The following is a 19,152-nucleotide window of genomic DNA, read 5'->3' as shown; positions in this document are numbered from 1 at the left end:
GGTCGTTCGGCCCACCTCGAAACATGAACGTAGCAATCGGTTACATGGATTGCATACGTAACCTTATAGATTGGATCCAATCTCACTGGACCAATGATGAGGAAAACTCATGGTGGATTCGACGAAACGCACTGCGGAGACCCCGTCCTTCTCTCGGCGTTCGCTGCTGCGCGGCGTGGGGGTGCTCGGACTCGGACTCGGTGTCACGACTCTCGCCGCGGCGTGCGGCACCGCCCAGCCGAACGGTGGCGGCTCCGGGGCGGGTTCGGGTGGTTCGGGCGGAACCCTGACCATCGGCATCGACGGCACCAGCGCCATCCACGACCCCGCCTTCTACACCACCCTCGGTGACTGGATGGTCGTCGACTGCGTCTGCCGCGGCCTGACCTTCATCGACTTCGAGACCAACGAACCGCAGCCCGATCTCGCCGAGTCCTGGACGGTCAGCGAGGACGGCCGCACCTACACCTTCACCCTGCGCCAGGGCGTCACCTTCCACGACGGCAGCACGCTCACCGCGAACGACGTCGTGCGCTCGCTCAGCCGCCAGTTCGACAAGAACGACCCGACCCTGCCCACCGGCTCGTCGCGGCCGCTCAAGTCCATCGGCAACAACCTCGAGTCCATCCGCGCCGTCGACGACTCCACCGTCGAGCTCGTCCTGCAGGCCCCGGACGGCACCGTGCTGTCGAAGCTGTCCGACATCGGCGGCCGCATCATGCCCGCCGCCGCCATCGAGCAGTACGGCCAGGACATCGGCAAGAACCTCATCGGCACGGGACCGTACAAGCTCGTGTCCTCCACCTCGGGCCAGAACGTCGTGCTCGAGGCGTTCGACGACTACTACGAGGGCGCCCCCGCCACCCGCCGTCTCGTCCTGCAGCAGATCCAGGACCCCTCGACGATCATCTCGTCGCTGATCTCCGGAGACATCTCGGCGACCGAGCTGACCCCGCACTCGTCGCTCGGCCAGTTGCGCGGCAACGACAAGGTCGTCGTCTACGAACCCGACCCGTCCTTCGACGCCTTCGTCATCATGGACGTGCGTCAGCCGGCGCTCGCCGAACTCGAGGTGCGCAAGGCCATCAACCTCGCCATCGACCGCAAGGCCATCCTCGAACAGGTCTTCTTCGGCGTCGGCGCGCTGCCGGAGGGCTACCTGCTGCCGCCGTCCGTGGAGGGCTACGACACCTCCCTCGCCGGCATCAGCAAGAGCGATCCGGCCGAGGCGCGCCGCCTGCTCGAATCCGTCGGCGCGAGCGGCCGCCGCCTCACCCTGCTCGCCGCCTCCGACGCGTGGCACCCTCGCGCCGCCCAGATCGTCGAGCAGAACCTGAAGGACATCGGACTCGAGGTCACGGTCGAGACCATCGACCCGGCGACCTTCTCGTCCCGCGTGTTCGACCCCACCTCGTCCGGCCACGAGCTGATGATCTGGGAGCGCAACTCCTACGTCCCCGATCCCGACAACCTCGCCGGCGAGATGACCATCTCCACCGGTGTCTACGCCGGCGTGGTCGGCGGCTACAACACGCTCCCCGGCTACGCCGAGACCTTCGATCCGATGGTGAAACAGGCCCGCGCCCTCACGAATCCCGCGGAGCGCAAGGAGATCTACACGGCGCTGCAGAAGAAGTTCGCCGACGAGATCATGGGCATCGCGATGCTCGCGTGCGCGAGCAACCCCGTCGTCACCGGAGCGGGGGTGAGCGACCTCAACCTCGCGGCGCTCGCCAACCACCGGTGCTTCGCGGAGACCGCTCGTGTCTAGCTCGGCCCCACCGAAGGAACGCTCGGGGCGGAAGCGGTCCGGTCGCCGGATCGCCCGCCGCCCCGTCGCGGTGATCGCCTGGGGCACAGCGATCTTCTTCGTGCTCTTGGCGATCCTCGGGCCGATGCTCGTCGGCACCGATCCGCTCCGCCAGGACGCGGCCCCGCTGCTGCCCATCGGTTCGTCCGGGCACCTGCTCGGCACCGACGATCTCGGCCGCGACCAGCTCGCCCGTCTCGTGTACGGGGCGCGGCCGCTCGTCGAGGTGTCGATCCTGGCCGCGGCACTGAGCTGCATCATCGGCGTCGTGCTCGGTTTCGTCGCGGGCTACCGCGGTGGCCGTCTCGACCAGCTGCTCATGCGGTTCACCGACCTGGGTATGGCCATGCCGTCGATCGTGCTGATCATCATCGCCGTCGCGATCGCCGGCCCCGGTGCCGGCACCCTCGTCGTCGGCGTGGGCATCGCCCTGGCGCCCGCCTTCGCACGACTGACCCGCACGCTCGCGCTGCGGGAGGCGTCGAAGGACTATGTCCTCGCCGCCCGCGTGGGCGGATCGCGGCTGACCCGCACGCTCTTCCGTGAGATCCTGCCGAACATCGCCGGACCGATCCTCGTCCAGTTCGTCACGACGCTGTCGATCGCGGCCGGGTTCGCTGCCGGAATGTCCTATCTGGGACTGGGGATCCAGCCGCCCACGCCCGACTGGGGTTACATGGTCCAGGCCGGCCAGGAGTTCATCTACTCCGCCCCGCAGCTCGTGCTGCTGCCGGCGCTGCTGACGGTGCTGTTCGTGGCCGCCTGCAGTTTCGTCGGCGACGACCTGCGCGATGCCATCGACGTCAAGGACATGCGATGACAGTGACCCAACCGGTTGCCACCGGACTCACCGCCCCGCCCGCGATCCCGGCCGAGAAGGCCGCCCTCCCGTCCCGCCGGGACCGCAGCGGGGTGGGGATCGCCGTACTCAAGCGCATCGCGCTCGTTCCGCCGATGCTGCTGGCGATCACGACCTTCGTGTTCCTCGCGATGCGCCTGATGCCGGGCTCACCGGCATCCTCGCTCGCCACCAACGGAACCCAGGGCCTGACCTCCGCCGAGATCGAGGCCAACACCGCCCTGATCAACGAACAGCTCGGGCTGGACCGGCCGCTGTGGCAGCAGTACGTCGACTTCCTGCGCTCGTTCGTCACCTTCGATCTCGGCTCGTCGTACTACGGCGGCAACGACGTCGCGAACCTGCTGTGGACCGCGCTGCCCGCGACCCTCGAACTGGCCGTGGCCGCGATGTTCCTCGCCGTCCTCATCGGGGTGGCGGGCGGCATCGTCGCCGCCCTGACGAAGGACACCTGGATCGACACCGGCATCCGCGCGCTGTCCACCCTCACCTTCGCGTTGCCGTGGTTCGCGCTCGGTGTCGCGTCGATCTACCTGTTCGGTGTGGTGCTGGGGTGGCTGCCGGTGCTCGGCCGCATGCCGTCCTCCCTCGACTACACCCCGACCACCAATTTCGTTCTGCTCGATGCGATCCTGCAGAACCGTCCCGATCTCGTGATGCCCTGGATCGAGCATCTCGTCCTGCCCGCGACGACACTGGCGATCTCCATGGCCGGTTTCTTCACCCGCATGGCCCGGACCGCGGTGCTCGACGTCCGCGGTGAGGACTTCATCCGCACCGCCCGGATGAAGGGTGCCTCCGAGTCCCGCATCGTGTTCCGGCACCTGCTGCCCAACGCGTCTCTGCCGATCGTCACCGCGCTCGGTATCCAGTTCGGTTCGCTCATCGGCGGCGCCGTCATCACCGAGTCGGTGTTCTCCTATCCCGGCATCGGAAACCTGTTGGTGTCGTCGGTGATCCAGCGGGACTACCTCGTCGTCCAGGGCGCGGTCCTCGCGATCGCGACCGTGTTCATCCTCGTCAACCTCGTCGTGGATCTGATCCAGATCGCGATCGATCCCCGCCTGCGGAAGGGAATGTCGTGACGCCGAAAACGGATCCCGTCCTGTCCCTGCGCAACTTCTCGGTGTCCTTCCGCTCGTCGGAGGGCACGGTGCCGGCGGTCGCGGACGTCGACCTCGACCTGTACCCCGGTGAACTGCTCGCCCTCGTCGGCGAATCCGGTTCGGGGAAGTCCGCTCTCACGATGGGAATGATCGGCCTCAACCGTGGGCCGGGCACCACCGTCGGCGGACGCGCGACCTTCGGGGACACCGACCTCGTCACCGCCACCGAGAAGGACCTGCGTGCCATCCGCGGCTCCGAGATCGCGGTGGTCTTCCAGGACTCGCTGTCGGCGCTGAACCCCATCCAGAAGGTGGGCGCACAGATCGTCGAGATGCTGCGTCTGCACAGCGCTCTCGGACGTCGCGAGGCGCGGGCCCGCGCCGTGGAACTGCTCGACGCGGTGGGCATCGTGGACCCCGAGGGCGCCTACCGGTCCTATCCCCACGAGTTCTCCGGCGGCATGCGCCAGCGCGTGATGATCGCGATGGCCCTCGCCAACGATCCCCGTGTCCTCGTCGCCGACGAACCCACCACCGCTCTGGACGTGACGATCCAACAGCAGGTCCTGCGGCTGATCAAGCGTCTGCAACGCGAGACCGGATCGTCGGTGATCCTGGTGACCCACGACCTCGGCGTGGTCGCCGAGGTCGCCGACCGGGTCGCCGTCATGTACGCCGGGCGGATCGTCGAGATCGGCACCGTCGACGAGGTGGTCGGCAACCCTCGCCACCCCTACACCCGCGGACTGCTCGAATCCCGCACCCCCGTGCACGGACCGCGCCTCACCCGGCTGCCGGCCATCGGCGGCGACCCGATCCGCGGGGCCGAGCGGCCCGACGGGTGCGCCTTCGCGCCGCGGTGCAGTCTGGCGACTCCGGACTGCGACCACGGGATCCCGCTCCTGCTGCCCGCCGACTCGCCCCCGGGGCACCTCGATGCGTGCCTGACGAACCGAGTGAAGGTACCCGCCCATGCTTGAAACCGCCACGCGACACGAACCGCACACGGAGCAGCCCCAGCGTGCACCGCTGATCGAAGTCGAGAACCTGACCGTGCGATACGGCCGCGCCCGTTCGGGTGCCCCGGTCGCGCTCGACGGTGTCTCGCTCGAGATCCTCGAAGGTGAGGTGCTCGGCGTCGTCGGCGAATCCGGCAGCGGGAAGTCCACTCTCGGCAAGGCCTTGCTCGGGCTCGCCCCGGTGGTGGGTGGGACGATCACCTACCGGGGCCGGAGGATCGAGTCGCTCGCGCCGCCGCAGATGCGGGAGTTCCACCGCGAGATGCAGATGATCTTCCAGGACCCCTTCGGTTCGCTCAATCCGCGGATGACCGTCCGCGAGATCGTCGCCGCGCCCCTGCGCAACTTCGGCATCATGAAACGCGATCGCATCGACGGCTACGTCGAGGAACTGCTCGGGCAGGTCGGCATCTCGAAGGCGCTCCTCGACCGCTATCCCACGCAGTTCTCGGGTGGCCAGCGCCAGCGCGTCGGGATCGCCCGGGCCCTGGCCGTGAGCCCGCGCTTCGTCGTCGCCGACGAACCGGTCTCCGCGCTCGACGTGTCGATCCAGGCGCAGGTCGTGAACCTGCTCGTGGACCTGCAGAAGGAACGCAACCTGACGATGATGTTCGTCTCGCACGACATGGGCGTCGTGCGGCACATCGCCGACCGGGTGTGCGTGGTCTATCTGGGGCGGATCGTCGAGATCGCCCCCGCCGACGAGTTCTTCGACGAGCCCCTTCACCCCTACAGCCGCATGCTGCTCGACGCCGTGCCCGGCCACTCCGGGGCCGCCGGTGACCTCGACCGGGACGTGCCGTCGATTCCCCGTGCGGCCACCGGCTGCCGGTTCGCGGACATCTGCCCCGTGGTGGACCCGATGTGCCGCGAGGTGGCGCCGCCGCTGGCGGAACGGAAGGACGGCCGTGCGGTGCGCTGCCACTTCCCGGACTCGCTGAGTGCCTGACATGCCCACCCGAGCACCCCGGGAGGGGTTCGATCCGGCATCCTCGCTTGTCGTGTGCGGGGACGTCCGACCGGCCGCGGGCACCCGCACCGCCGAGGCGGTGTGCATCGTCGACGGAACGGTGACGGCGATCGGTTCGATCGCCGAGGTGACCGCGGCTGCGCCGCAGGGGATCCGCACGGTGCACCACGACGGGGTGATCGCACCCGCCTTCGTCGACTCCCATGTCCACGTCATGTGGCTCGGGCGCGCCGCCGGCCGACTGCGGCTCGACGACTGCACCTCGATCCCGCAGGTACTCGACCGTATCCGTGCCGCCGCGTCCGGCCTGCCCCGGTCCTCCTGGCTGCTCGGCAGTGCCGGTTTCGACGAGACGTCCCTCGAGGAACGGCGTCTGCCGACCCTCGCGGAACTCGACGAGGCCGCCGGCGGGCGCCCGATGCTCCTCGACCGGCGGGGCCACGACGGGCTCGCCAGCTCGGCTGCGCTGCACTGCGCCGGGATCCGGGACGACTCACCGGATCCGGTGGGCGGGCACTTCGGCCGTGACGCCGACGGGCACCTCACCGGTGAACTCGTCGAACACGGTGCCGTGGCCGTGGTCTCGGCGGTCGTCCCGGCTCCGACCGAGTCGCAGCGCCGTGGATGGATCCGTGCCGGTCTGGACGAACTCGTCCGCGTCGGCGTCACCTGCGCGGCCGACCCCGCGCTGGGGATCGACGAACTCGCCGCCTACCGGGACCTGTACGCGAGCGAGGACCCGCCCGTCCGCATCGTCGTGTTCCCCCACGCCCCGGACGGGAGCGACCCCGAACACTTCCGGAAGCAGGTCGAATCCGTCGGTATCCCGGAGGATCCGGACGCCCGGTTGTCCCTCGGGCCCGTCAAGCTGTTCGTCGACGGTGGGGGAATGCTCGGCACAGCCCTGCGCCACGATCCCTGGCCCGGAACCGACAGTTGCGGGGTGCAGTCCACGTCGACGGACACCCTCGAGCGCTACATCGCGTGGGCCGCGCAGCGCCGCAGCGGTCTGGCCCTGCACACCGTCGGACCCGCCGCGGTGGAACTGGTGCTCGACCTGCTCCGCCGGCCCGTCGCCACCGGGGTCCTCCCGTCCTGGGCCGGGACGGGCACGCACCTCATCCACGCCTATCTCGAGCACCGCGCCGAGTTCGCGGCACAGGCAGCCGAACTCGGTGTCGGGGTCGCCGCACAACCCGCGCTCAGCGGCGCGGCTGTGCCCTCGATCCGCAACCGTCTCGGCGAACCCGCCGCGGCCACGCTCGGCCGCCTCGAGGACTGGCTCGCCCACGGCGTCGTCGTCGGAGGCGGATCGGACGCCCCCGGCCCGGAGCTGTCTCCGGCAGCGGGAATGGCCCTGGCCGTCGGCGAGATCGGGGCCGAGGCGGCCTGGAGACTGCACACCACCGGCGCCGCGGCGCTCCTCGGCAGGGCCGGTGGATGCCTCGTCCCCGGCGGGCCGGGGGATCTCGTACTGCTCGCCGACGACCCTCTCACCGCTCCCGACGACCGGATGACCGAACCGGATTTCGTGCGCGGCACCGTGGCGTCCGGGCGGTTCACGACCATCGGATGATCCCGCGACCCCGGAGACCGCTCCGGGGTCGCACTCGTACATGGAGGTTTTCGACCGTGTCCACTGCCGCACCCGAACTGCTGATCCGCCAAGTGCGCTGGGAGGCGCAGGACGTGATCTCGCTGCTGCTCGAGGATCCGGAGGGAGCGCCGCTGCCGGGCTGGGAACCGGGCGCGCACATCGACCTCGTGCTGCCCTCCGGGACCGTGCGCCAGTACAGCCTGTGCGGCGACCCGGCCGACGAGCACAGCTACCGCATCGCCGTGCTGCGCGAGGCGGCCGGTCGCGGTGGTTCCGCCGAGGTGCACACCCTGCGCCCCGGAAACCGGGTCGGATACCGCCCGCCCCGCAACCTGTTCCCGCTGGCCGACTCGGAGCATCACCTGCTGATCGCGGGTGGCATCGGCATCACGCCGCTGCTGGCGATGGCGCGTGAGCTCACCGCCCGGGGTGCGTCCTGGTCGCTGCTCTACGGTGGCCGGAGCCGGGCGTCGATGGCGTTCGTCGACGAGGCGCGGGCGCTGGGACCGGACGTCGTCGTGGTGCCGCAGGACGAGCTCGGGCATCCCGATCTCGCCGGCGCGCTGGCGGCCGCACCCGCCGGTACCGCGGTGCACTGCTGCGGTCCCGAGCCGCTCCTGAGAGCCGCGGCGGAGGCCACCCGGACGGCGTTGGGGGAGGAGGCCTTCCACTACGAGCGGTTCGGTGCCGCCCCCGTGGACCCGGATGCCGTGGTGGATCCCGACGAGGCATTCGAGGTGGAGCTGCGGCGTAGTGGGGTGGTTCTGCCGGTCCCCGCGGACCGGTCGCTGCTCGAGGTGGTCCGTGAGGTCGACCCGGATGTCGCGTTCTCGTGCGAGGACGGCTTCTGCGGTTCGTGCGAGACGAAGGTGTTGGAGGGTGTTCCGGACCACCGGGATTCGGTGCTGACGAAGGCGGAACGCGAATCCGGGACGACGATGATGATCTGCGTCGGCCGGTCGCGGACGCCGCGGCTCGTCCTGGACGTCTGACGTGCCGGCCGAGCGCGGCGTGCCCCGGCGTCAGGAGTGCGCCGCGCCGGCCGGACGGCCCAGCACCGCTTCGGGAATCGTGCGGGTGCGCACGAAGACCGCGGTGACGGTGACCGCGAGTTCGATCAGCGCCAGCCCGGTCGCCGTGGTCATGAGCAGATCGAGGGAACCGGTGGTGGTGAGGTCGACGGCGACGTGTCCGGTGCCGTGGTCGTGGTGGGGCAGCGGGATGTGCAGGGCCAGCATGAGCGTCGTCGTCACGGCCGCGGTGGCGAAGGTGGCCGGGCCCGGTGCGCGCCAGAGATGCCGGCAGCAGGTGAGGCAGGCGACGGCCATGACGACGAGCAGCGCGGTGGTGGGGGAGGCGGTGTGGTGGAACGCCGCCGTCACGAGATGCGTCGTCGCGGTGGCGCCGGCGAGGACGGCTGCGAGCCTGCCGAGATGGTCGGGGCGTGCCGGGGAAGAGGCTGCGGTCACGTGCGGCTCCGTTCTCGATTTGCGCGTGGATGACAATCTGGCAATATTGGATCCAATCCAATAGTAATAGGATACGAGGTGTCGAGCATGCTGAAGCAGGAAGACAACGAACGGCTCACCCGCACCGGACCGGGAACCCCGCTGGGCAAGATGATGCGCGCCTACTGGCAACCCGCGGCCCTGGTCTCGGAGATGCCCGAGGACCGTCCCGTCAAGGCCGTCCGGCTCATGGGCGAGGACCTCGTGCTGTTCAAGCGGCCCGACGGCGGCTGGGGCCTGGTGAGCCGCTTCTGCGCCCACCGCGGCGTCGACCTGTCCTTCGGGCGCCTCGAGGACGGCGGCCTGCGCTGCCTGTACCACGGCTGGCTCTACGGCGCCGACGGCCAGTGTCTCGAACAGCCCGCCGAACCCGAGCACAGCCGCTTCGCCGAGCGCGTCCGCATCGCCAGCTACCCCTGCGAGGAACGCAACGGCATCATCTTCGCCTATCTCGGGGCCGGCGACCCGCCCCCGTTCCCCGCCTACGACTGCTTCACCGCCCCCGACGAGTACACCTTCGCGTTCAAGGGCCTGTGGGAGTGCAACTGGCTGCAGGGACTCGAGGGCGGCATCGACCCCAGCCACGTCTCCTTCCTGCACCGCTTCGTCGGCGAGGACCCGCGCGAGGTCTACGGCCAGCAGTTCAGCGAGGAGGTCGAGGGGACCGGCAAGAAGCTCTCCAAGCTCGTGGGCGAGAGCTACCGCCCCGACATCGAGGTCGAGCAGACCGAATACGGCCTGCGGGTCTTCGCGCTGCGGGACCTGACCGAGGAGATCAAGCACGTCCGCATCACGAACCTGGTGTTCCCCAACGCCTTCGTCGTGCCGTTCGGCAACAACAAGGTCTTCATCCAGTGGCACGTCCCCATCGACGACGAGAACCACTACTGGTACATGATCTTCTACGACTTCCAGGACGAGACCGACAAGGAGACACTGCTCGCACAGCGCCTCGAGGGCGTCACCCTCCCGGACTACCGCCCCATCCGGAACCGTTCCAACAACTGGGGATTCGACCCGGCCGAACAGCGCGACCTCACCTACACCGGTATGGGTCTCGACATCAACGTCCACGACCAGTGGGCCGTCGAGTCGATGGGGCCGATCCAGGACCGAACCCAGGAACGCCTCGGTGTCTCCGACCGCGCCGTCACCGCCAACCGCCGCATGCTGCTGCGCGCCATCGAGGCGTTCGAGGCCGGCAACACCGTCCCGGGCCTGCCCGTCGACGGCGCCACCGCCGCGGCACTGCGCGGACCCCTCGCCGTCGACACGATCGCCCCCGCAGACGACTGGGAGCAGCACTGGCGCAAGCGGGAGGCCGAGCGCCGCAACGCCTCGCCGTGGGCGTCGGAGTCCTCCTCGGACGACGCACAGGATCTGGCCGATGCGTAGCATCGACGAGCGCCCGATCTCCGAGGGCGGTGACGGGTCGAGCGCCCGCCCGCTGCTCGCGTCCGAACGCGGCGGATTCGTCGACACCCACGGGCTGTGGACCGAGGAACACTACGCCGCCGCCGCGCAGATGCGCCGTGTCATCGACGAACTCGGCATCGAGATGGTGCGCTTCTCGTTCGTCGACCAGCACGGGGTGCTGCGCGGCAAGACCATGACCCGCGACGCCGTCCCCGGCGCCATGCGCGCCGGGGTGACGGCACCGTCGTCCCTGCTGCTCAAGGACACCTCGGGACGTTCGGCCTTCTCGGTGTTCTCCTCCGACACCGGCGTCGGGGTCGCCGGCTTCTCCGGCGCGGGCGACATCGTGCTCGTGCCCGACCCGACGACCTTCCGGGTCCTGCCCTGGGCGGCCCGCACCGGATGGCTGCTGTGCCAGGTGCACTTTCCCGACGGCCGGCCGGTGCCGCTGTGCCCGCGCACCGTGCTGCGCCACCAGCTCGCCCGCCTGGCCGAGCACGACCTGGAGATGGTCACCGGCGCGGAACTCGAATTCCACGTCTTCCGCGCCACCGAGGACGAGCTCACCGCCGACCGCATCGGCACCCCCGGTGCACCCGGCCGGGCGGCCACCGTCACCCCGGTGAGCACCGGCTCGCAACTGCTGCACGAGGAGGGGCTCGACTCGCTCGACCATCTCGTGCAGGCGCTGCACGACGGTCTGACCCGGGCGGACCTGCCGCTGCGCTCGATCGAACTCGAATTCGGCCCGAGCCAGCTCGAGATCACGCTCGCACCGGGCTCCGCCCTGCAGACCGCCGACAACGTCGTCCTCGCCCGCGCCGCGATCCGGCAGATCTGCCGCCGCCACGGCTACCACGCCACCTTCATGTCGCGGCCCGCCGGCACGCAGACCGCCTCCACCGGATGGCACCTGCACCAGTCGCTGCGGCAGATCTCCACGGGCGCACCGGTCTTCACCTCCGAGGGCTCCGGAACGCTCTCGGCCGAGGGCATGCACTATCTCGCCGGACTGCTCACCCACGCACCGGCCGCCACCGCTTTCGCCACCCCGACCGTCAACGGCTACAAGCGGTACATGCCGTTCTCCCTCGCCCCCGACGCGGTGGTGTGGGGCATCGACAACAAGGGCGCGATGGTCCGCGTGGTCGGTTCCCCCGGCGACCCGAACACCCGGCTCGAGAATCGATCGGGCGAGCCCGCCGCCAACCCCTATCTCTACATCGGGGCGCAGGTGGCGAGCGGCCTCGACGGCATCGTCCGCGAACTCGACCCGGGCATGCCCACCGAGAACCCCTACGAACCGGGCGCACCGCGCCTGCCGCGTTCGCTGGGGGAGGCACTCGACGCCCTCGAGGCCGACGAACAGCTCACCGCCGCCTTCGGATCCGACTTCGTCGGTTGGTATCTCGCGCTCAAACGCTCCGAGTTCGCACGCTATCTCGCGCACGTCTCGGACTGGGAACAACGCGAATACTTCGGCCTGCTCTGAGCCGCACCCCTCACCGCCGGCGCAGTCGACCCGATGCGCCCGCTACGCTCGGTCCCGCGGGGGACCCGACAGAAAGAGACACCGTGCAAATCTTCGACATCTCCCTCCCCATCCACCCGCAGATGCTGCACTGGGGACGCAAGCCCGAGATCACCACCGTCGAGTCCATCGCCGCCGGCGACGCCTCGAATGTCACCCGCTGGCTGATCGGTTCGCACACCGGCACCCACGTCGACGCCCCGCTGCACTTCAAGGACGGCGAACTGCCCGTCGACCGGATCGACATGGACGTGCTCGTCGGCCCCGCCGTCGTGCTGGACCTGACCGGCGTGACGGGACAGATCGGTGCCGCCGAACTCGAGGCGGCCGGGATCGGCGACGCCACCCGCGTCATCCTCAAGACCGTCAACTCGTCCGAGTCCGGCGCGCTGCGTGCCGACGAGAAGCCTTCGCAGTGGGTCGGTCTCGCACCGGACGGTGCGGCGCTGCTCCGCGAACGCGGCGTGAAGATCATCGCGATCGACTACCTGACCCTGGAATCCCCCGAGAACACCGTCGAGTGGGACACCCACCACGAGCTGCTGCCCAACGGCGTCATCATCCTCGAGGGGCTCGATCTCGCCGCCGTCGAGGCCGGTCCGTACGAGATGGTGTGCCTGCCACTGAAGCTGCAGGGCAGCGAGGCGGCGCCGGCCCGGACCATCCTCATCCGGCGATGAGCACGCGGCGCGTCGCGGTCGCGGCACCGCACCACGAGGCGACCGCGGCGGCCCGGCAGGCCGTGCAGTCGGGTGGCAACGCCCTCGACGCGGCCCTCGCCGCCGCCGCCGTCCTCACGGTCGTCTACCCGCACCAGTGCGCCCTCGGCGGCGACCTCATCGCCGTGGTGCGCGAGCCGGATGGTTCCGTGCACACCGTCGTCTCGGTGGGGGCCGCGGCCACCGGAATCGACGTGGCCGCGATCCGCGCCGCCCACGACCGCATGCCCGGCCGCGGACCGCTCGCGGTGACCGTGCCCGGTGTGGTGGCGGGCTGGCGGACCCTCGAAGGTCTCGGCGCGGCCCTGCCCCTGTCCTCGGCGCTGACCGAGGCGGCCCGGGTCGCCGAGGAGGGCACCGCCGTGTCCGCGGGCATGCGGCGCGCGTTGCTCGCCAACGCCGAACTGCTGCGCACCGATCCGGGTTCGCGAGCGGCCTTCTTCGACGAGGACGGACAGCCCCTCGCCGAGGGCGCCCTGTGGCGGCAACCCGTCCTGGCCCGCACCCTGCGGACCCTGGCCGACGATCCGTCCGCCCTCTACACCGGCGAACTCGCCGCCACCCTCACCGCCGGACTGCAGAAACTCGGCAGCCCGATCACCGCCGACGATCTCGCCGCCCACCGGGCCGAGACGACCACCCCGGTCTCCCGCACGATCTCCGGGGTGACGTGGTTCGCCGCGCCCGCCCCGAGCCAGGCCTCGGCGCTGCTCGCCGTCCTCGGCGACGACGCCCACCGGCCCGCCGCCGACCTGCTCGACCGGTCCATCCGCGTCGCGCAGGCCCGCGACGCGCTGCTCGCCGACCCGCGGGTGGCCGAGGTCGACCTCGACCGGTTCTTCGCGGCCGCGGAGGGCACGGACGTCTTCGCGGCGCTCACCGGGCCCGGTGTCCCCCGCCCGCAGGGTGACACCGTCGCCGTCACCGCAGTCGACGACGAGGGCCGTGCCGTGACGCTCATCCAGAGCGTGTACCAGAGTTTCGGCGCGGGCCTGCTCGAATCCGAGACCGGGATCGTGCTGCACAGCCGCGGATCGGCGTTCTCCCTCGACCCCGGCCATCCCGCCTTCCTGCGCCCCGGAGCCCGGCCGCCGCACACCCTCAGCCCTGCCGTCGCGGTCGGCGACGACCTGGTGCTGGCCCTCGGCTGCCAGGGCGGACGGGCGCAGCCGTGGATCCTGTCGCAGGTCGCCGGCGACCTCACCGACCCCGGCGCCGATGCCGCCGAGGTGCTCGGCCGGCAACGGTGGGTGTTCGGTGCCCGCGACATCGGCGCGGACGAGCCCACCCTCGTCGTCGAACACGACGGTGTCGCCGACGATCTCGCGGAGGTCGCGGCACGCGCCGGGCTGCGCAGCACGGCACGGGGTGCGCGCTGGGACGAGGCGGGCCACGTCCAGGTCTCCCGCCTCGCCGGCGGGAACCTGTCCACCGCATCCGACCCCCGCGCGGACGGGGCGGCGGAGATCGTGACCGGCCCGGTGGTGTGAGCGTCGTCGTGGTGGGCCTCGGGCCGGCCGGGACGATCGCGACGTGGGCGCTGGCCCGTGCCGGGCACGCCGTCACCGCGATCGACGCCGGGACGTCCGGGAGCGAGTCCCGGGCGCCGCTCGCGGCGGCCACGCCGACGGTGCGCTCGACGGTGTACGAGGAGGCGGTGCGCGCGCCGGGCCCGCAGGCCGGCCGCGACGGGATCGGGGGATCGAAACTCCTCGCTGCGCCGCAGAGCTACCGCCTGGACCCGTGGACGCTGCGGATGCGCACACGGGTCGAGGTGCGTCACGGCGCCGGTGTCCTGCCGCCCGGCACGGACGTTCGCGACTGGCCGCTCGACCCCGCCGACCTGCACGAGTGGTACGAGCGGGTCGAACACCTCCTGCGGGTCGGACCGCGGCCGCCGACGGAGTGGACCCGCCGTATGGCGGCGGCTGCCCGGACCCTCGGCCTGCAGCCCTTCGCGGCTCCGGCCGCGGCGTCCCGCGACACCGGAGTCCTCCTCGGGCAGGCGGTGGCCACCGGGCGGGTGACCACGATGCCCGGCACCACCGTCCTGGAGGTGCTCACCGACCGGTCGGGTGTCGCCGGTGTCCGCGTCCACCACGAGGGGCGGATCCGTACGGTTACCGCCCGGGCCGTGGTGCTCGCCGGGTCGGTGCTCGCGAACGTGCGCCTGCTGTTGCTCTCAGGGCTCGGCGGCCCGGCCGTCGGGCGGTACTTCATGTCGCACAACTTCCTTCGCGTGCGCGGGCACTTCCCTGGGGTGAATCTCGACCGGGGATCGGCGGGGCCCGCGACGGCCACGGCGGTCGCCGAGTACGACGCCGACGGGATCGACTGCACCCGCGAGGGATTCGTCGGAGGCTCGATCCTGCAGGCGGCGATGACCGGCCCCGCTCCGTCGCCGGACCCCGAGTGGGGTGCGGTGTGGGCCCAGCCCGAGCAGCTGCCCCACCGGGACAACGCGATCGACCTCGATCCGGTGGCGGTCGACGTGCTGGGCCGGCCGGTCGCACGGCTCACCTTCGCGCTGCACGACGACGACCACCGCCGCGCCCGCCGTCTGCAGGGCGTGATGCGCGACTGGCTCGTCGCGGCCGGGGCCGCCATCACCGCAGCCGAGGAGTTCGCCGCGCACCCCCTCGGCACGCACCTCTACGGCGGGGCGAGAATGGGAACCGACCCGCAGACCTCGGTGGTCGACGGTTACGGACGGGTCCACGGGGTGCCGGGCCTGGTGGTCACCGGCACGGCGACCTTCCCCACCTGCGGGGGCCGCGGCCCCGTGCAGACCGTCGAGGCCCTGGCCTGGCGCAGCGCGACCGCACTCGCGGCCGGGCTGCGCTGAGACGTCACCAGGACCGAACGTTCTTGGCGGGCATCAGTTCCCGCACCCGCAGACGCTCTGCCGATCCGGGGGCGAGTGCGGGAACCTCGCGGATTCCGCGTCCGGTCTCCGGCAGGTACACGGCCTCCGGCGTTCCCGGAGGCGGCGCATCGTCGGGGAACCGGTGGACGTAGTTCCACGCCTCGGGGCAGTAGTCGAACAGCAGCTCGCGGCACACCCCGCAGGCCGAGACGATGCGCATCCCGATTCCCGGCCGGTGCAGGACGGCGAGGACGGTGTCGATCTCGTCGGCGAGCGACAGCTCCGGGGGAGTGGCGGCGAGCACCGCCCCCAGCGCCATGCCCTCCGCGCAGATCGACGTGCGGCCGGCCGACCCCGCCATGTGGACGCCCACGTGGATGCCGCTCGAGCGGGTCCGCACGGCCGCGGCGACCTCGTGCCGGCCCGAGCGGTAGGTGCGCCGCAGGAGGGAGACGGCCGCGTCCCACAGGTCGGTGTCCTCGAGGGCGAGGCCGGGCGGGGGTGGGGTGTCGGGTACGGATCCGGAAATGCTTGTCATTCCGTCAGGTTCGCAGCGACGCGTTACATCGGCGTTAAGAATGGATTCTGTATGGCAATAATTGGATCCAATTCTGTTAGCTTCGTACTCGTGCCTCGGGCGAGCCGGATTGCCTTGCAGGCGTGCATCCACCCGACGAAGGGGAATCCCCGAATGATCATCGACGCCTACAACACCACGCAGGACGTTCGTGGCCGGTCGGACTATCTGACCGGCGTGCGGCGCGGTGAGGCCCCGCCGCCCTACACCCCGTTCGACCCGCAGCGCATCCTCGACAGCATGGACGCCGCCGGCGTGGACATGGCGATGGTCTGCTCGCTCGCTCAGCGCATCGAGAACGACTTCCTCATCGACCTCGTCGCGGCCCATCCCGACCGGTTCTTCGGATTCGGGCAGGTCATGCCGCAGGACGACGATGCCGAGCGCGAGATCCACCGGATCGCCGACGCCGGCCTGCCCGGGCTGAAGCTGCACCCCTCCCTGCACGGCTACATCGCCTCCGACCACGGCCTGCTGGACCCCATCTTCGAGGTGTGCCGCGAGCGCGGCCTCATCGTGCTGTTCAACTCCCTCGACGACGCGTTCTGCTCGCCGTTCGCGATCGAGGAGGTCGCCAGGTACTACCCCGAGGTGCCGACCATCATCGCCCACATGGGGGCGGTGTGGAACGTGCCCGACGCCATCACCGTGGCCGAGCGCACCGAGAACATCTACCTCGAGACCTCCGCGACCCTGCTCTCCGACGTCAAGCGCGCCTACAACCGCCTCGGCCCCGACAAGATCCTCATGGGCACCGAATGGCCCGGCAGCGACTTCGACATCGAACGACTCAAGATCCGCAAGGCGATCCCCGACGACGCGGATCGCGCGAAGGTCGAGGGACTCAACATGGCCCGCCTGCTGAAGCTCGAGGTGACGGTGTGAGCCCACGATTCGAACGCCTCTACTCGCCGGTCGTCTCCGCCGAACTCGCGGCCGAACTCGGCGGCACGGGGGAGCCGATCCAGTGGGAGCGCCTCACCGCACGCGAGTGCGAAAGCATGCTCGAGAACGTCGATTCCGTGCTGATCCCCCTCGGCGCGACCGAGCAGCACGGACCGCATCTGGGACTGTGTGTCGACGGGGAGATCGCCCACCACGTCTGCCTCGGGGTCTCCGCGCTGACCGGTGTCCCGGTCGTGCCGCCGCTGGTCTACGGGGTCTCCGGCTCCCACGGCACCCTGCCCGGCACCCTCACGCTGCGTCCCGAGACGATGATCGCGATGCTCGAGGACATCACCGACTCCCTCTACGCACTCGGGGTGCGGCAGTTCGTCTTCGTCAACGCCCACACCTGGAACGCGGGTCCGATGGAGGTCGTCGCCGACAAGCTCCGCGTCAAGTACGACGACGTGCGGGTGCGCTGCATCTTCTACGTCACCTGCTATCCGGGCCCGGAGGTCGACGGCCGCGTCACCTACGGACGAGGATTGATGCACGCCAACTACTTCGAGACCTCGCTCATGCTGCACATCGACCCGGAGGTCGTGCACATGGACCGGGCCGAGTCGCTCGAGGACCGCGACACCTTCTGGGACTACCGCACCGACCAGGTCAGTCGCTCGGGCGTGTGGGGCCGGGACGTCGAGCAGGCCACCGAGGAGAACGGGGCCCGCGAGATGGAACGGTGCATCCGTACCACCGCGAAGGCGGTGGCCGCCGCGATCGCCGAACCTTGGCCCACCCCACGCTGATCCACGCCTGTCAGGAGTTTCTTCGTTGACCGTCACCGAACCCGCAGTCTCGGCCGCCGAACCGTTCTACGTCGACGGCCGGTGGATCCCCGCCGGGGACCGTGAATGCTTCGACGTCCTCGACCCCGCCACCGGGGAGGTCCTCACCCGCGCGGTGTCGGCCACCGACGCGGACGTCGACGCTGCCGTCGCCGCCGCGGCCGCCGCCCACGAGGACGGACGCTGGCGCACACTGCCGCCCCTGGAACGGGCCAGGATCCTCACCCGCATCGCCGATCTCATCGAGGAGAACCTCGAGGAACTGGCGGTGCTCGAGACCCGCGACAACGGCAAGCCCATCGAGCGGTCCCGCGCCGACACGCAGTCGAGCGCGAACACCTTCCGGCACTTCGCCGGAGCGACGACCCGCCTGACGGGCACCACCGTCCCGATCGCCGGGGAGCACCACGTCTACACCACCCGCGAACCCGTCGGGGTGGCCGCGCTCATCCTGCCGTGGAACTTCCCCATCATGACGGGCTGCTTCAAGCTCGCGCCCGCGCTCGCCGCCGGCTGCACCGTCGTGGTCAAGCCCGCCGAGCAGACCCCGCTGACGATGCTGCGCGTCGCGGCGCTGTGCGAGCAGGCCGGTGTTCCCGCCGGTGTGGTGAACGTCGTCACCGGCGACGGTCGCGTCGGCGCCCGGCTCGTCGAGCATCCCGGCGTCGCGAAGGTGTCGTTCACCGGCTCCACCGAGGTGGGGCGCGCGGTGATGGCAGCGGCGGCCCCCACCAGCAAGCGGCTCACCCTCGAACTCGGCGGCAAGAGTCCCAACATCGTGTTCGAGGACGCCGACCTCGACGCGGCGGTCCTCACCGCGATGCGCGCCTCGTTCGGTCACTCGGGCCAGATGTGCACGGCGGGAAGCCGTCTGCTGGTACAGCGGTCCATCCTCGACGAGATGCACGAGCGGCTCGCCGCGGCGGTGAAGAAGGTGCCCGTGGGCAACGGTCTCGACGGCGGCATCACCGTCGGCCCCCTCGTCTCCGAGGAGCAGAGGCAGCAGGTCCTGCGTTACATCGGGATCGGCCGCGAGGAGGGCGCGCAGGTGCTCGTCGGCGGTGGGGTGCCCGATCGGCCGGGCTTCTTCGTCGAACCGACCCTGTTCGTCGGGGTCGACAACTCGATGACCATCGCGCGCGAGGAGATCTTCGGGCCGGTGGTCGGGGTCATCCCGTTCGAGGACGAGGAGGAGGCCGTCGCGATCGGCAACGACACGAATTACGGTCTCGCCGCGGGCGTCTGGACGAAGGACGTCTCCCGGGCCCACCGGATGGCGGCGAGGCTGCGAGTCGGCACGGTGTGGGTCAACACCTACAACGTCTTCGATCCCGCGTTGCCCTTCGGCGGGGTCGGGGACTCGGGTGTGGGCCGGGATCTCGGCGACGAGGCACTCTTCGGATTCTGTGAACCGAAGAGCGTGGTCGTCGCCTTGTAGACG

The 19,152-nt window shown here is 70.6% G+C and carries 17 protein-coding genes; 15 read left to right on the top strand and 2 right to left on the bottom strand.

Going from position 1 to position 19,152, the window contains the following annotated elements; genetic code table 11:
• Positions 1-109 precede the first annotated feature (109 nt).
• The 7 genes from OED52_RS16635 to OED52_RS16605 are packed head-to-tail and all read left to right on the top strand — an operon-like array spanning position 110 to position 8,353.
• On the top strand, positions 110-1,771 hold the full coding sequence (locus tag OED52_RS16635) for an ABC transporter substrate-binding protein (protein ID WP_264151947.1): 1,662 nt from the start codon (positions 110-112) through the stop codon (positions 1,769-1,771).
• On the top strand, positions 1,764-2,630 hold the full coding sequence (locus OED52_RS16630) for an ABC transporter permease (RefSeq protein ID WP_264151946.1): 867 nt from the start codon (positions 1,764-1,766) through the stop codon (positions 2,628-2,630). Before OED52_RS16635 ends, OED52_RS16630 begins: the two co-directional genes overlap by 8 nt.
• Positions 2,627-3,754: an ABC transporter permease gene (locus OED52_RS16625; protein ID WP_264151945.1), complete on the top strand. Its 1,128-nt coding sequence runs from the start codon at positions 2,627-2,629 to the stop codon at positions 3,752-3,754. The genes OED52_RS16630 and OED52_RS16625 overlap by 4 nt, the downstream gene beginning before the upstream one ends.
• Positions 3,751-4,755, top strand: coding sequence for an ABC transporter ATP-binding protein (locus OED52_RS16620; protein ID WP_264151944.1), 1,005 nt, complete (start codon positions 3,751-3,753; stop codon positions 4,753-4,755). Before OED52_RS16625 ends, OED52_RS16620 begins: the two co-directional genes overlap by 4 nt.
• Complete coding sequence (locus OED52_RS16615) at positions 4,748-5,743, top strand: ABC transporter ATP-binding protein (protein WP_264151943.1); 996 nt, start codon at positions 4,748-4,750, stop codon at positions 5,741-5,743. Before OED52_RS16620 ends, OED52_RS16615 begins: the two co-directional genes overlap by 8 nt.
• A 52-nt stretch (positions 5,744-5,795) precedes the next feature.
• Positions 5,796-7,340, top strand: a complete 1,545-nt coding sequence (locus OED52_RS16610; protein ID WP_264151942.1) for an amidohydrolase — start codon at positions 5,796-5,798, stop codon at positions 7,338-7,340.
• A gap of 56 nt (positions 7,341-7,396) precedes the next feature.
• Positions 7,397-8,353 carry a PDR/VanB family oxidoreductase gene (locus tag OED52_RS16605; protein WP_264151941.1) on the top strand — a complete coding sequence of 319 codons (957 nt, stop codon included), beginning with the start codon at positions 7,397-7,399 and terminating at the stop codon, positions 8,351-8,353.
• 30 nt (positions 8,354-8,383) lie between these two features.
• Here the strand turns inward: OED52_RS16605 and OED52_RS16600 are convergent, their stop codons facing one another.
• Complete coding sequence (locus tag OED52_RS16600) at positions 8,384-8,830, bottom strand: hypothetical protein (RefSeq protein ID WP_264151940.1); 447 nt, start codon at positions 8,828-8,830, stop codon at positions 8,384-8,386.
• 87 nt (positions 8,831-8,917) lie between these two features.
• Here OED52_RS16600 and OED52_RS16595 point away from each other — a divergent pair, with 87 nt between their 5' ends.
• The 5 genes from OED52_RS16595 (at position 8,918) to OED52_RS16575 (ending at position 15,380) form a co-directional block, all read left to right on the top strand.
• Entirely contained in the window at positions 8,918-10,264 is a 1,347-nt protein-coding gene (locus OED52_RS16595; RefSeq protein ID WP_264151939.1) for an aromatic ring-hydroxylating dioxygenase subunit alpha, read from the top strand.
• A complete protein-coding gene (locus tag OED52_RS16590) occupies positions 10,257-11,777 on the top strand; it encodes a glutamine synthetase family protein (protein ID WP_264151938.1) in 1,521 nt (506 codons plus the stop codon). The genes OED52_RS16595 and OED52_RS16590 overlap by 8 nt, the downstream gene beginning before the upstream one ends.
• Before the next feature lie 83 nt (positions 11,778-11,860).
• Positions 11,861-12,496, top strand: coding sequence for a cyclase family protein (locus OED52_RS16585; RefSeq protein ID WP_264151937.1), 636 nt, complete (start codon positions 11,861-11,863; stop codon positions 12,494-12,496).
• Positions 12,493-14,025 (top strand): gamma-glutamyltransferase, encoded by a 1,533-nt coding sequence (locus OED52_RS16580; RefSeq protein WP_264151936.1) that lies wholly within the window; start codon positions 12,493-12,495, stop codon positions 14,023-14,025. Before OED52_RS16585 ends, OED52_RS16580 begins: the two co-directional genes overlap by 4 nt.
• Positions 14,022-15,380: a GMC oxidoreductase gene (locus OED52_RS16575; protein WP_264151935.1), complete on the top strand. Its 1,359-nt coding sequence runs from the start codon at positions 14,022-14,024 to the stop codon at positions 15,378-15,380. The genes OED52_RS16580 and OED52_RS16575 overlap by 4 nt, the downstream gene beginning before the upstream one ends.
• Positions 15,381-15,384: 4 nt before the next feature.
• Here the strand turns inward: OED52_RS16575 and OED52_RS16570 are convergent, their stop codons facing one another.
• A complete protein-coding gene (locus tag OED52_RS16570; protein WP_264151934.1) occupies positions 15,385-15,939 on the bottom strand; it encodes a cytidine/deoxycytidylate deaminase family protein in 555 nt (184 codons plus the stop codon).
• A gap of 153 nt (positions 15,940-16,092) precedes the next feature.
• Here OED52_RS16570 and OED52_RS16565 point away from each other — a divergent pair, with 153 nt between their 5' ends.
• The 3 genes from OED52_RS16565 to OED52_RS16555 are packed head-to-tail and all read left to right on the top strand — an operon-like array spanning position 16,093 to position 19,149.
• Positions 16,093-16,863 carry an amidohydrolase family protein gene (locus tag OED52_RS16565; protein WP_264151933.1) on the top strand — a complete coding sequence of 257 codons (771 nt, stop codon included), beginning with the start codon at positions 16,093-16,095 and terminating at the stop codon, positions 16,861-16,863.
• Positions 16,860-17,672 carry a creatininase family protein gene (locus tag OED52_RS16560; RefSeq protein WP_264151932.1) on the top strand — a complete coding sequence of 271 codons (813 nt, stop codon included), beginning with the start codon at positions 16,860-16,862 and terminating at the stop codon, positions 17,670-17,672. The genes OED52_RS16565 and OED52_RS16560 overlap by 4 nt, the downstream gene beginning before the upstream one ends.
• A 25-nt stretch (positions 17,673-17,697) precedes the next feature.
• Entirely contained in the window at positions 17,698-19,149 is a 1,452-nt protein-coding gene (locus OED52_RS16555; RefSeq protein WP_264151931.1) for an aldehyde dehydrogenase family protein, read from the top strand.
• Positions 19,150-19,152: the final 3 nt, after the last annotated feature.

The organism is Rhodococcus sp. Z13, from assembly GCF_025837095.1.
In the GTDB taxonomy this organism is placed as follows: Bacteria; Actinomycetota; Actinomycetes; order Mycobacteriales; family Mycobacteriaceae; genus Rhodococcus; species Rhodococcus sacchari.
Note: the sequence above shows the minus strand (reverse complement) of the source record. Positions and strands in the feature narration are given on the sequence as shown.

Excerpts from the sequence above, each read along its gene's own strand:
- OED52_RS16570 (WP_264151934.1), bottom strand. The coding sequence starts at position 15,939 with ATGACAAGCATTTCCGGATCCGTACCCGACACCCCACCCCCGCCCGGC.
- OED52_RS16565 (WP_264151933.1), top strand. The coding sequence starts at position 16,093 with ATGATCATCGACGCCTACAACACCACGCAGGACGTTCGTGGCCGGTCG.
- OED52_RS16625 (WP_264151945.1), top strand. The coding sequence starts at position 2,627 with ATGACAGTGACCCAACCGGTTGCCACCGGACTCACCGCCCCGCCCGCG.
- OED52_RS16580 (WP_264151936.1), top strand. The coding sequence starts at position 12,493 with ATGAGCACGCGGCGCGTCGCGGTCGCGGCACCGCACCACGAGGCGACC.
- OED52_RS16590 (WP_264151938.1), top strand. The coding sequence starts at position 10,257 with ATGCGTAGCATCGACGAGCGCCCGATCTCCGAGGGCGGTGACGGGTCG.
- OED52_RS16595 (WP_264151939.1), top strand. The coding sequence starts at position 8,918 with ATGCTGAAGCAGGAAGACAACGAACGGCTCACCCGCACCGGACCGGGA.
- OED52_RS16615 (WP_264151943.1), top strand. The coding sequence starts at position 4,748 with ATGCTTGAAACCGCCACGCGACACGAACCGCACACGGAGCAGCCCCAG.
- OED52_RS16635 (WP_264151947.1), top strand. The coding sequence starts at position 110 with ATGGTGGATTCGACGAAACGCACTGCGGAGACCCCGTCCTTCTCTCGG.